Origin of the sequence: Paenibacillus sp. JJ1722, from assembly GCF_048282685.1 — a bacterium.
Lineage (GTDB): Bacteria > Bacillota > Bacilli > Paenibacillales > Paenibacillaceae > Paenibacillus > Paenibacillus polymyxa_B.
The window spans coordinates 4,263,927-4,277,367 of record NZ_CP182500.1; the positions used below are offsets into that span (position 1 = coordinate 4,263,927).

General features: G+C 50.4%; 7 protein-coding genes. All 7 read right to left on the reverse strand.

Features of this window, described 5'->3' with window-relative positions; genetic code table 11:
- Nucleotides 1-15: 15 nt before the first annotated feature.
- On the reverse strand, nt 16-3,171 hold the full coding sequence (locus tag ACM1ND_RS18905; protein ID WP_418026481.1) for a beta-galactosidase: 3,156 nt from the start codon (nt 3,169-3,171) through the stop codon (nt 16-18).
- Nucleotides 3,168-4,487: a glycoside hydrolase family 125 protein gene (locus ACM1ND_RS18910; RefSeq protein ID WP_338532689.1), complete on the reverse strand. Its 1,320-nt coding sequence runs from the start codon at nt 4,485-4,487 to the stop codon at nt 3,168-3,170. Before ACM1ND_RS18910 ends, ACM1ND_RS18905 begins: the two co-directional genes overlap by 4 nt.
- A 26-nt stretch (nt 4,488-4,513) precedes the next feature.
- Nucleotides 4,514-7,627: an alpha-mannosidase gene (locus ACM1ND_RS18915; protein WP_418026482.1), complete on the reverse strand. Its 3,114-nt coding sequence runs from the start codon at nt 7,625-7,627 to the stop codon at nt 4,514-4,516.
- Nucleotides 7,627-9,930 (reverse strand): glycoside hydrolase family 3 N-terminal domain-containing protein, encoded by a 2,304-nt coding sequence (locus ACM1ND_RS18920; RefSeq protein ID WP_418028039.1) that lies wholly within the window; start codon nt 9,928-9,930, stop codon nt 7,627-7,629. The genes ACM1ND_RS18915 and ACM1ND_RS18920 overlap by 1 nt, the downstream gene beginning before the upstream one ends.
- A 22-nt stretch (nt 9,931-9,952) precedes the next feature.
- Nucleotides 9,953-10,873 (reverse strand): carbohydrate ABC transporter permease, encoded by a 921-nt coding sequence (locus ACM1ND_RS18925; RefSeq protein WP_028542304.1) that lies wholly within the window; start codon nt 10,871-10,873, stop codon nt 9,953-9,955.
- Between the two features lie 23 nt (nt 10,874-10,896).
- A complete protein-coding gene (locus tag ACM1ND_RS18930) occupies nt 10,897-11,826 on the reverse strand; it encodes an ABC transporter permease (protein ID WP_076157362.1) in 930 nt (309 codons plus the stop codon).
- A gap of 109 nt (nt 11,827-11,935) precedes the next feature.
- Entirely contained in the window at nt 11,936-13,414 is a 1,479-nt protein-coding gene (locus ACM1ND_RS18935; protein ID WP_418026483.1) for an ABC transporter substrate-binding protein, read from the reverse strand.
- Nucleotides 13,415-13,441: the final 27 nt, after the last annotated feature.

Sequence of the window (13,441 nt, forward strand, 5' to 3'; positions counted from 1 at the left end):
TTGACCTGCCATTGTTCACTGTATCACTTCAATCGTCACGTCCTCGGGACGATATACTGCTAGCAACTGACCTTCTCGATCCACAGCAAACAAGGCAGAGCGGCTCCTTGGCAACAGAAAAGCGTAGGATAATCCAGTCGCCTTATCTCGAACACGCACTTGCGTATCCCGGGAAAACTCCGATACGAAAATATACAAGCCCCCATTCTCGAAATTCAGCTTACGTCCATATAGTCCCGGCTGATCGCCACCGTCTATCCACTCCAGTTCTCGCTCCACCCCGGCGGCAGTGAGGGCATAGCGATATAGCTCACCAATCGGCTCATCCCTGCCATTCAACTCCAGTGGAAGCGGGCTCCAGATCAAGCGCCCCTTGCCAAGCGGCAGGTTCACGACTTCATCCCCCATCGCTCCATCCGCTTCCGGTGACAGTTGTTCCTCCTTAGCCACCTCAGCAATTCGCCGCTGACCGAATGAGACAGGGAAGGTTTGACCCTCCAGACTCATCACTTCCTCCCGTTGGACGTTCCCCAGCGTACGCTGCCCAATAATATCATCGACTCGGTCGCTCACTTTCCAGTAAGGATCAAGGCCCAACGGTCCGGTGACTAGTAAAGTCACACCGAAGGAACGTACCATTTCCAGAAGATGTTCCAGCGATGTACTGTCGAAATTGTGCGCGCTAGGGATCATAATCAGTTTCGGTAACTGCCGCTTGAGCGAGTCCAGATGATACTCGGAGACGGCACGGAATGGCTGCTTGAGATCATAGGACATCACCCGGGTAAGCCGTGTCGTGGCATCAAAGGCAAGCGATCGGTTGGAGAAATCATTCGAGTACGGGAATACAACAGCCGTTTCCTCCAGTTTTCGGTCTGTAAACAGATCGCGAATATCATTCATAAAACGCCCAAAATCGTAAGATACCTCTGCTTCCGGCTTCTCGGTCCCATCCGCACGTAACGCACCGATGTGAGATTCATTGGCATTATCCATATAAAAGTTCGTATTCCATATCCAATGAATCGCACCCGCTCCACCAGTCGAAAAGGCATACGCATACTTGCGCTCCAGCATGTCGCGCAGCTCCGCCTCTGAACGCTTGGCTCGACCATCCGGCGTCTCAACATACATTATTCCGGTTTCCTGCACGAGATTCGGTTTGTCTGATGTTTTGGTAAAAATACCGTCCCACACCAAATGGTCATTCAGCCACCATGAATGCACCGTCGTATAATCCACCACAGCCTCATAAAAAAACGGAGACGGCCGCTGCGCGCCCATTGCCTCGTCCTGTCCTACAGTTACCAAATGCCCGGGACAAAGCTCTCGAATCGTAGTCGCCAATTGCTCGGCCCACAGATTGTGCATATCCATTGAAAACAGACAGTAATCCAGCCACTTGGCTCCCTTTTTGGCCTGATGCATATCCTGAACGTCGAAGTTTATCTCCTCCGGCTCGGGAATTGTGGCAGAAGCAAAACAGGGAAGCTGCTGTGGCGTCATATTCCATGCTTCCTGCAAACCCTCAATGCTGCCGTGCCGTTGCCCCAGCCATGTGCTGAATGCCTCCTGTTCCCATGAGTTCCTCGCAGAACGCGGACCATCCGCGAAAATGCGCGACGGATCAAACATGGAAGGCTCGTTAATCAGATCCCAGTCTACATGGGTTGTAGTCGTGTGACGGCTGACAATACTGCGAATGAACCGCTTTTGTGCTTCAACGCTTTGCGGATCGAGATAAGGGTTAACCCCTTCCCATGTTTCCGGTGTAAAAGAAAAGAACGTGAACGTCACCTGCAATCCATGCCTTTTGGCTGTCAGCAAAAAAGCATCAATTGCTCGAAGCGCCTCTTCCGAGGCGTGCCCGTCTATCTGCATCATGTTGCGATAAGCCGTCCATACCCCTGTACGAATCCAGTTGATGCCCGCTTTGGCCATCTGGGCCATATCCCGGTCCCAAATTGCTGCATTGGGCAAAAACAGAAACTTCCGTGCTACATCTGAGGTCATATAGGTCATGCCGACAACAGGCAACGGGCGCCCATCCTTTATAAAATAGTCCCGACTGCGCATGATGATCTGTCCTTCAGCCAGCAGTTCGGCATCCTGCCCCCAAAAGCCCTGTCGCAATATACGCACTTCACCATCCGATGACTCGGCTCGGCAAATGACCCGATATAAACCGCTTAGGATGGAAAAGGAAAGGGGAATACGTACAAAGTCCTGTTCTCTGCTAACTTCAATTTGCAAGCGCTTGCTCCATACCTGCTGACTGTGATCATCCAATATTTGCTCCACCGTCAGGTCAAAGCTCCATATCTCGTGATATCTGGGCGTGGCTCCTCCTCGCTGCAATCTTTGGGTTTGAAGTGTCAGTACGGCTCGTTCCCCAGGCTCATAAGCAGCATAGTTTGGCTTGATAGATAGCTCCGTCATCCCCTTGGCGCAAAAACGTGCCCATTGGGCAAGCAACTGCTCCCCATCCTGTTCCCAAAAGGAAGCTATCAACGGCAATTGGACAAACATCCAGCGTGCGCCGGCAAACAGACCTCGGGCATGCTCCCATAGCACCACCGGGGCGGCAATGTCCCGTCCGTCCTTACTTACTCCCTTGAGCAAAGGATAAATTCGCGTATTCATCGGCCCGGCAGAGCCCATTTGGTGCGGCAGATCGCTGCTTTTGGTCGTATGTGGAACGAGATTCCACGTATCCGCCACCTGGAACAGAGACTCCTGACCACACAGCACAGGAATATCCTCTGATGCGACCAGGGAAGTCACCTTCGACGCGTCTACTCTCAGCACCTCATGAATATGCAATTCCTGATGATATGCAGTCTGCTCAGTCTCAATTACCCAGTCTCCATGCTCATCAGCAGGATTGCGGACCGGATTCTTAAAGGGTGCTCCCCCGACGTTAAGCAGCCCCCCTCCCCTGTGGAGAAATGCCACGATTTCGGTCCAGGCGGACTTTGGGAAGTACGGTGCATGCAGATTGACAAAACAGCCGTTGTCCATATGTTTTAGCCTTTCAGCCAGTTCATCGGCTCGTACGACCACCACGTCTGCAACTCCCTGAAATGCCTCGTCTGGCAACAGGCTCCCTATAGCTGGAAAGCCTTGCTCACTGAAAACAACGATGGATGGATTTACTATGGATTCATTCATAACAAGCCATCCTTCATGGCCTTATACACAAGCTGGGCAAACAGACTGTTGGACCAGGCGAACCATTTTCTCGTATAAACCGTGGGATCATCTGCATGAAAGCCTTCATGCATATATCCGGTGTCGCCATCGGTCGCTTCCAGCATCCGGATCATCTCCAGCTTTTCTTCTGTGGTCTGGGCCGTTAACCCTTGCATAGACAGGGACATATGCCAGATGTAACCCGGCAGAGTGTGCGGACTTCCGATGCCTTTAGCCGCCTTGCCTTCATAGTAAAACGGATTCTCCTGACTTAAAGCGAAGAGTCTCGTATTTTGATAGATAGGATCCTCCGCCGTCGTATAGCCCAAATACGGAATGGACATCAATCCCGGCGTACCTGCGTCATCCATCAGGCAGTAGTTGCCAAATCCGTCCGTTTCATAAGCATATATAGGCCCGAATACCGGGTGGCGGTAAATGCCGTACAAGCGGATACCGTGCTCCACCTCAGCCTCCAGCTCCTTCAGCTCGTTCAGAAAGTCCATATCACGAAATACCCACTCCGCAAACTCCTGCATCTGCCGTAAAGCAACTACCGCAAACATATTACCGGGTATATTGTAGTGGAAATCGCAAGCATCATCACTGGAACGGAAGCCCGACCAAATCATCCCTGTATAGTTTACAGGCATACCGAGTCCCTGATTGCGCAAGGAATCGGTGAAAATGCCGTTATTACGCGTAAACCGATACGCAGATTGCTCTTGGTGACGCTGCTCCGTTTTGAACACATCCACCATTTTACGCAGAGCCATCTTGAATTTTGAATCAAAAATATCGGTAAGCTCCGTTTCCTTCCAGTACATATAAGCCAGCCGAATGACAAAGCAAAGCGAGTCGATTTCAAATTTTCGTTCCCACACCCATGGCGACATTTCCGTCTCATCGGCCGCGTTCCAGTGCCAGTCATTCGCCGTCTCATTGAACGCATTCGCATACGGGTCTATGAGGACATAATGAATATGGCGCTTGATCAGACCACCAATGATACGCTGTAAATCAGCATCCTCCCTGGCTAACGGCACATAATGAATGACCTGCTCTACGGAATCCCGCAACCAAAGAGCCGGAATATCACCTGTAATGAGAAACGTTGTCCCATCATCCATTAGTTTGGTCGTCGTCTCCAGCGAATTCGGAAAACAGTTTTTAAACAGCTTCAGCAGCTTCGGCCTGTGAGCCAGTGCTTGCTCCGCTTCCTTAAGTACGTCCTGAACAGCCTGCGGCAAGTCAAGGTCGGGCATCGGTATTTTGGGAAGTCTGAATTGTTCCAATAGCTTTTTCGCTCCTTTATCAATATCTATTGCAAGCGTATCGTTTTAATTTCATAAGGTGTAAAAGACAATGTGAGACAGCTATCTTCCAGCTCAAGCGGCTGAAGGGGTTCCTCCAGCGCATTCGACACGTAGGCTGCGTTGAACGTGTAAGGCCAGATCAACTTGATCGTTTCCCGTCCCCCAGAAGATTCGTACAAACGAAGAATCGTCCCCAGTCCATCTTCGGCCGGCTTGATCGTATCCAGCATAACGTGACGGCTATCAAAGTTAATGAACGATCCGCTGCTCGGCAGCACTCCGGTGCTGCGCTTTTGCTGTTGCACAACAGGCATATCTTGGTTCAGCTCAGCCGCATGACGCAAGGTATGGGCGCTGCGCCAGTCTCCCACATGCGGATATAGCGAATACGTAAAATCGTGCTCGCCCAGATCGGCATCTTTATCCGGCCATTTGGGTGCACGCAGCAGAGACAGACGGATGGTGCTGTCTTGAATGTCGTAGCCATATTTGCAATCATTAAGCAGACTCACTCCATACCCGTGCTCGGAAATATCCGCAAATCGGTGTCCACACACTTCATACTGCGCCTGCTCCCAGCTCGTATTCCGATGAGTCGGCCGCTCCAAAGCACCAAAAGGAATTTCATATGTCGCCTTGTCCGTAACCACATCTATAGGAAAGCCTACCTTTAGCAACTTGTGCGCTTCATTCCAGCTCACATGCGTCTTGAAATCAATTCGCCGCTCATGATGATAAAAGATCACATCCTGTGTCATTTCAGATTGATGGATTCGCCATCGGAAGCGCAGCACATCCTTCGTTTTCCCCTGGAGCACTACTTGTTTTTCCAGCAACTCGGCTTCTCCTGCTACCTGTTCCTCATAGCGGTCATCCAAGTCCCATGCATCCCACAAGGTCGGACGGTCATGGAAAAAATGAAAACGGTTTGCCCGTGCCCCTTGCTTCAAGATTTCACGGTTTGCCGCTTTATCCAGCAGACGAATCATTTCGCCCCGCTCATTAAATTGCACCTTATAAAATCCCGTCTCCCAGATATCTCCCAGCGATCCAGATATCACATCTAGCTCGGGCTTCTCACCTGTTTGAGCCTGTTCTCGCTCCAACCAAATCGTTTTGTAGCCCAGTGCAGGAACATCCGGAATACGCACCGAAATGCCGCCTTCCTCCATATCGATGTCCAGCCGCTCGGCTTCATCATTAGCGTAGTGGTAGGCATACAATCCCTTTGCCGATTCCGTAGCGATATGGATCACGGCACTACGGCTCCAGCCCAGGCTGTTAAACACAAGATACGGCATTCCTGTTCTCGAGCCTTCCGTGTTCACTTGAGCCGCCAGCGTCGTAATCCCCTGTTGAAGCCCGACATGTCCCCATTCGAAAATTTGCTGATACTCCTTATCCGAAGTCCCGTAAACCTCGGTAATCGCAGAGCCGGGGATAATATCGTGGAACTGATTCAACAAAATCAGCTTCCAGCCCTCATGCAATGCCGAACAGATGTCCTGCACCTGCTTCGGCTCCAGCTTTGGTAATGCTAGCGTGCTCCATAGCTCTGCCTCGCGGTAGACTCCCTCCGCTTTCCGGTTATTACGTTTGTTGCGAGCATGGGTCGTGTAGGTTCCCCGGTGCAACTCAAGGTACAAGTCACCATGCCATTGGGGAAGCTTCGGATGTGCCTGATCTATGCCTGCGAAAAACTGCCCCGCCGTGCTGAACCGACTCGCAGGCAGTCCCACCATTAGCGGAGAACGCTCTATATATTCCAGCATTTCACGCGTAACTCCACCGCCGCCGTCTCCATGTCCATAGAGCAACATGTGCTCAGGATGAGCCGATTTTTCACGATAGGACTGCCAATGGTCATGAATGTCCTGTGGCCGTGTATTTTCATTCACGCCATGATTGAGGTAGGACAACATCGAAGTACCATTGATGCCCACCCAGTGGAACAAATCGTAAGGAAACACATTCGTATCATTCCAGCCGAGCTTGGTCGTCATAAAATAGTCTATCTTCCCATGCTTTAAAATCTGCGGCAGGGACGCACAGTAGCCGAACGTATCCGGTAGCCATTCGATATGAGAGGTTTTGCCGAATTCCTGTTGGTAAAAACGCTGACCATACAGCATTTGGCGGATGAGTGATTCGCCACTAGGCAGGTTCAAATCAGGCTCTACCCACATCCCCCCAACCAGCTCCCACCGTCCTTCGGCTACTCTCGCTTTGACCCGTTCATACAGCTCTGGATCATTTTCTTTTACAAAAGAGAACAGCAGCGGCTGGCTCTGTGCATATTGATATGCCGGGTATTCATCCATCAGCGCATCCACCGTTGAGAAGGTTCGGCTTGTTTTCCGTACGGTCTCGCGCATCGGCCACAGCCAGGCAATGTCAATGTGCGACTGTCCTACCATGTGCTCCAAACCTTGCGCATTCCCACCGATCTCCTGAACTTGCTGAATGAGCTCCTTTTCTGTCGCTGAGATCGCTCCCCCTTCTCGAATGGCGTCTTCCTCCAAATTCGCAAAGCAATCCATCACCCCATACAGAGCTTTCAGCAGGCGTATTCTGCGGATATCGCCCTCAGGCAGCAGTAGAGCGGCTTCGCTAATAACGGTAACGGTATACATCAGACTCTGCACGGGCTTGTTTAGCCGTACAAGATAGCTTGTAATAGAAGAAATCGGAGGTTGAATGACAGCCTGCCGATTAAGTGGATCAACGGGTTCGGGTACAGGATCAAACAGTTCTATATCCAATACCGGTGAAGGCCCGATGACCTGCGGATTAAGCGTGACATAGGTATGATTGCGATCAAGCCCGTGATAGGCAGCACCATTGACCCGCAGCAATCCTTCTCCCCCGGACTCAAACACCAATCCAAAAGGTTTTCTCAACCACGCTGTCGGTACATCCAACTGCGTTTGAAAAAAATAAGTCGTCCCCTGACTGCCGGGGAATCGCTTGAGGTCCAGTCCTTCCGATAAAGGTGCGGCGTCTTCGTATTGACCTGGTGTTTGGTAAGTGGAGCGTGTAATGTTCCAGCTTCGCAAATCCAGCTTCTCCAGCCATTGGCATTCCGACAATTCCCGAATCAGGCGTTTGATACGCTCCATTATTCATCCTCCCGTACGATCAACTCGGCACACAGGGTATCTTTGGAGTGCCTGCCTACTTGAATAGAAAATCGCCCTGCCTCAACGACCGGCTGTAGATCACGCCCTATATATTGCAGCTTGTCGGAGCCTACAACAAACTCAACCGTCCGTGTTTCTCCCGGCTTTAATACAACTTTGCAGAAGCCCTTGAGCTCCCTGATTGGGCGGGTCACCAAACTCACCGTGTCCGAGATATAAAGCTGTACCACCTCAGCCCCTTCCCGTTCTCCCGTGTTGGTTACATCGACTGTAACCGTAACGGATTCGTCCGCTCGGATCGAGTTGGTGCTTAATGTAAGCCTTTCATAGCTAAATGTCGTGTAGCTGAGACCGTAGCCAAACGGATAGCACGGCTCGGAATCGTCCTCCAGATACCGCTTGCCCCGGGAACGCTTGCCATTGTAATATACCGGCAACTGGCCGACATGCTTAGGGATGGAGAGGGTCAAACGTCCCGAAGGATTTACATCCCCAAATAAAATATCCGCGATTGCATGTCCCCCCTCCTGACCGGGATACCATGCTTCCACAATGGCGTGCGCATGCTGCTCCACCCACGGCTCAGCAATCGGTCGCCCGTTCATATAAATGACGACCAGTTCCTTTCCCAGCCTGTAGACTTCCTGCATGAGTTGGAGCTGTACCCCCGCAAGCCCCAACGTCATCCGGTCGATGCCTTCGCCGCATTCCATGTCGTTCCAATCGTGATCCGATACCTTCGACGCGCCGGTTTTAAGATCAATCGTCCCTTCCCCGAAATCGCGGGCGCTGGACCCTCCAACCACCATCACCACTGTATCGGCCTCAGCCGCACATGCCAGTGCATTTTCAAAGCCTTCCCGGGATTCTCCCTTGATCCGGCAGCCAGGTGCATATAGAACGCTAACCTGATCCTTGCCCAGCTTGCCACGGATACCATCAAGTACAGTTATCACGCGGGATCTCGGCTGCGGTGATGTATAATCTCCCAACTGATTGTAGACCTGATCCGCATTCGGGCCGATGACCGCAATACGCTTGGAGGTTTTCGGCAGGGGGAGCGTTCCATCGACGTTTTTGAGCAGCACAATCCCTTCTGTCGCAAGCTGACGAGCCAACCGAATATGCTCCGCCTGACCAATCACCTGCTCTGCTCGTTCCGCATCCACATACGGTTTGTCAAACAGACCCAGCCTGAATTTTAGCGTGAGCACCCTGCGAACCGCCCGATCCAGCACACTCGTCTCCAGCTTGCCAACGCGAACCGCCTCGGCCAGATGACTTCCGAACATTTCGCCGGACATTTCCATATCAATCCCTGTGCGAATCGCCTGCACAGCGGCATCCGATCCATCCTCGGCCACATCGTGCCCGCTCGCCAACATTTCAATCGCGCCACAGTCCGTAATGATCACACCGTCAAATCCCCACGCCTGACGAAGAATATCGTCCAATAGCTCAGCATTCACTGTACACGGGACCCCGTCGATTTCGTTATAGGCTGGCATAACAGATTGCGCCCCTGCTTCCACCGCTTTTTGAAATGGATACAGATCCACCTCCAAAAGCTCGCGCCAGCCCATATGCACAGGTCCGGCGTTACGTCCGCCTTCCGAGCTGCCATAGCCTGCAAAATGCTTTAATGTAGCAGCTACGCTATGTTCGCTGAGTAAGCTTTCCCCCTGAAGCCCCTCCACTGCGGCAACAGCAAATTCACCGATGAGATAAGGATCTTCGCCGAAGCATTCCTCTGTGCGTCCCCAGCGCGGATCACGCACAACATCAAGCACGGGCGAGTACGTGACCGCCCCACCCTGAGCGCGGGTTTCACTCGCAACTGCACGGCACATCTCGCGGTACAGATCGACATTCCATGTGCTGCCGATGGACAGCGGAACCGGAAACACAGTGCCGTCAATCGCCATATGCCCATGAGAGCATTCCTCACCGATCAGTATCGGGATGCCCAGCCGGGAATGCTCTACCGCATAGCGTTGGATCAAGTTCACAGCCTCCGCCCCTTGCTTGGCAGATAAACCATTCTCCAAGGTCACCCCGGTCCACGGATCAGCGCGAAGTACCCCGTATAAGGAACCGACTCCCCCATTTTGCACCTGCTGCTTGAAATCATGATGTAGGGACAATTCCCCATCTGTGTGCTCATACACTTGCCAGCCAAAGGGCTGCACAAGCTGTCCCACCTTTTCCTCTATTGTCATCAAACCGATTAAGTGCTCCACCCGTTCTTCGATCGGTTTGCTTTTATCTTTATAAATCAACATGGTCATGCCCTCTCCTCCCCTGTTATTCCTTCACAGCCCCAACCGTAAGCCCCTGCACAAAATAACGCTGGAAAAATGGATAAGCGAATATAATAGGTAGCGTCGCCAGTACTACCATCGCCATTCGTGAAGTATCCTGCGGAATGGATTGAAGCGCAGCCAGGCTCATAGAGCTATTCTGCGAATTTTGCTGGATGAACTGAATGCTGGATTCAATCCGCATCAGCATGGACTGAAGTGGCACCAGATTGGGATTGTCAATATACAACAGGGCATTAAACCAGTCGTTCCAGTAACCAAGCGTGCTGAATAAACCAATGGTCGCAAGTCCAGGAAGAGAGAGCGGAAGCACCATTTTTAAAAAGGTATAAAACTCGCCTGCCCCATCTATTTTGGCTGACTCGACGATGGCATCTGGCACGCTGGTGCTATAGAATGTGCGCAGGATCATAATATAAAAGGCATTCATAGCCAGCGGTAAAATCAAAGCCCAAATCGTATCCTTAAGCCCGAGCAATTGGGAAACGACCATATAGGTCGGGATCATTCCGCCATTAAAGAGCATGGTTAAAATTGCAAAAACCGAAAAAAATCTTCTATAACGGAAGCTCTTTCGTGAAATAGCATACGCATATAATGAAATAAGAATGAGACTGATCACCGTACCGATGACCGTTACAGCAATCGTCACCCCATAGGAGCGCAGTAGCGTATCACTGGTACGAAATATGAAACGATAAGCCTCCAGACTCCATTGGGACGGGAGTAACCGATATCCGTCCCGCGCCAGCGTTTTCTCATCGGTTAGGGAAATAATGACGACGAATAAAAAGGGAAATACACACAAGAACGCGAACACCCCTGCTACCACATTCAGAACAACATTCCAGCCCCGTGAAATATGATGGAAATCTCGTTTTTTTCTTTCTTTTCCAGAAGCCACAGTCCACACCCCTCTCCTCTTTTTTAGAACAAAGCGCTGTCTTTATCTATTTTTCGCACAACATGATTGGATAGGATGACGAGAACGAAGCCAACCACCGACTGATACAAACCTGCGGCTGTGCTCATCCCAATTTCCCCTGTCGTTTTCAACCCGCGATATACATAGGTGTCGATGACGTTCGTTACCGAATACAAGGTGCCCGAATCTCTTGGAACCTGATAGAACAAACCAAAATCCGCATAAAAAATCCGACCAACCGCAAGCAGCGTCATTATGATAATGATTGGCGAGAGCAAAGGGAGCGTCACATTACGAATTTGCTGCCATTTGCTGGCTCCATCTATCATGGCTGCTTCATACAAGGATTTGTCGATCCCCAAAATCGAAGCCAGATAAACGACACTGTTATATCCAATCGCCTTCCATAGACTGACTAGAATCAAGATATACGGCCAATAAGCAGCCTCCGAATACCACTGAACCGGCTCGATGCCAAACCCTGCGAGAATTTGATTCAGCATCCCCCGATCCATGCTCAGAAAGCTGAAGGCAAAGTAGCCCACAATGACCCATGACAGGAAATACGGGAGAAACATGCCTGTCTGGTACAGCTTCGCCAATCGTTTATTAATCAGTTCGGAGAGCAGAATAGCCATAGCTACCGAAAACACAAGTCCGAGAATAATAAAGACCAGGTTATACAAAAGGGTATTTCGCGTGATGACATAGGCATCGTTGTTATTGAACAGAAACTTGAAGTTATCCCAACCCACCCACTTGCTCGTATAAATACTGGCCCAGAATCCTTCCCTGTTAAAACGATATTGCTTGAAAGCAGCCACTGTCCCGACCAGCGGCAGATATGAAAAGAAGAAGAACCAGATAGCGCCGGGTAGCACCATGAACAGCATAACTTTGTTTCTCATCACATTTTTGAAAAATGCGGCCATAGGTATCCCCCCAATCTGTTATGAGAAAAGCAGCTAAAATAGCTATTGAAAAAAGACCGGGCGTAACTTACACCCGCCCGATCTCTCCTATATTTCACGACCTAAAATATTATTTGCTGTTTTTTTCCTTCCAGGCATCAAGCTGGGATTGCGCTTCCACCATCACCTTATCCAGACCAGCCTGCTTGAATTTCTCAATCACTTTCGGGAGATTCGTTTCCGGGTCCAGCGTGCCTGTCATCAGCGAAGCCCAAAATTGCTCTTTGACGTTCTGAACCGCTGCCATCTCCGTAGATACTTTACTGCTGTCAAAGTTGAAGCTCAGAATTGGAGAGTTTTTTCCTTCCGAATTGAACTTCTTGAATTGCTCCCATTTATCAGCCGGATCATTCGGATTCAGATACAACAGCATATTGTTGCCGAGTGAATACGAAGGCATATCATAGTTTTTGGAATTAGCCAGATTTTCGATATACTGGCCATCTGTTTTTTTGTAATGCACCCCTTCAATACCGGAGTCAACCATATTGCGTAATACCGGATCTGTATTCAGCAGGTTCAGGAACTGCATCGCCTTTTCAGGGTTTGCCGAGTTTGCCGAGATCGCCATAATGGAGCCCTGTACAGACGTATTGGTCACAATTGGATCGCTGGCAGGTGTCGATATCACCGGATAGCCGTAGCTTGCAGACCACAGGTTATCGGCCAGCGGTTGAGTTTGCGCACGATCCAGAAACCAGTTCCCGGACGTAGTTAAATCATTGGTCGAGCCTGTGGTTGCAGCTTCCGGTGATACGTATCCGGCCTTGTAATACTTATGCATCGTCTTCAGCGCCTGCTTCATTTCAGGCGTTTCCAAGATGTTTACGATCTTATAATCCGTGGTATCCAGTTTGACAGCCATCGGCAGGTTTTGAATGATATAGTCATATGGAACATAAGGAACATAGTTTTTGTCCATGCCGAATGCAGTTACGCCAGGCTCGTTTTCTTTAATCGTTTTGAGCAGAGGCTCCAGGCTATCCAATGAGCGGACATTTGAAAGGTCCAGCTTGTATTGCGTCAGCAATTTGTTATTGAACCGCCATACCTCTTGCTGCGGAAGCTCCTTATTGGCAGGAATGCCATAATGATGTCCATCCACCTTAGAGCCTTCCAGAAACGCAGGGTCAATCGTCTTTTTAAGATCCTGGCCGTACTTGTCAAGCAAGTCGTCCAGTTCCATGAAAGCGCCCTTTCTGGCATTTTGCACATAATCAAAGCCACCGGAAGCCGTGAATACAATATCCATGGGCTCTCCCGAAGCCACGTTCACCTGCATTTTTTGCGGGTAGTCGCCCCAATCGACCATTTTCATTCTAATCGTGGCGTTTATTTTCTTTTGGGTATACTTGCTAACCTCATCCATCACCCGATCTACATCTTTTTGAGGCGTACCAATGGTGTACCAGATCAGTTCTACCGGTTTTTCCGCTCCTCCATTCGTCGTTTCCCCGCCACCGCTGCTTCCTCCACAAGCACTGAGAATGAGCGTCAGCACCATACACATCACGAGAACAAGCGAGTAGCTTCTTTTGCTTTTACCCATGTATGATCCTCCCTTATGAATTGGAAT

What these genes read in the sequence shown, in the direction of transcription:
- ACM1ND_RS18920 (WP_418028039.1), bottom strand. Translation starts at nt 9,930, where the DNA reads ATGTTGATTTATAAAGATAAAAGCAAACCGATCGAAGAACGGGTGGAG.
- ACM1ND_RS18935 (WP_418026483.1), bottom strand. Translation starts at nt 13,414, where the DNA reads ATGGGTAAAAGCAAAAGAAGCTACTCGCTTGTTCTCGTGATGTGTATG.
- ACM1ND_RS18930 (WP_076157362.1), bottom strand. Translation starts at nt 11,826, where the DNA reads ATGGCCGCATTTTTCAAAAATGTGATGAGAAACAAAGTTATGCTGTTC.
- ACM1ND_RS18905 (WP_418026481.1), bottom strand. Translation starts at nt 3,171, where the DNA reads ATGAATGAATCCATAGTAAATCCATCCATCGTTGTTTTCAGTGAGCAA.
- ACM1ND_RS18915 (WP_418026482.1), bottom strand. Translation starts at nt 7,627, where the DNA reads ATGGAGCGTATCAAACGCCTGATTCGGGAATTGTCGGAATGCCAATGG.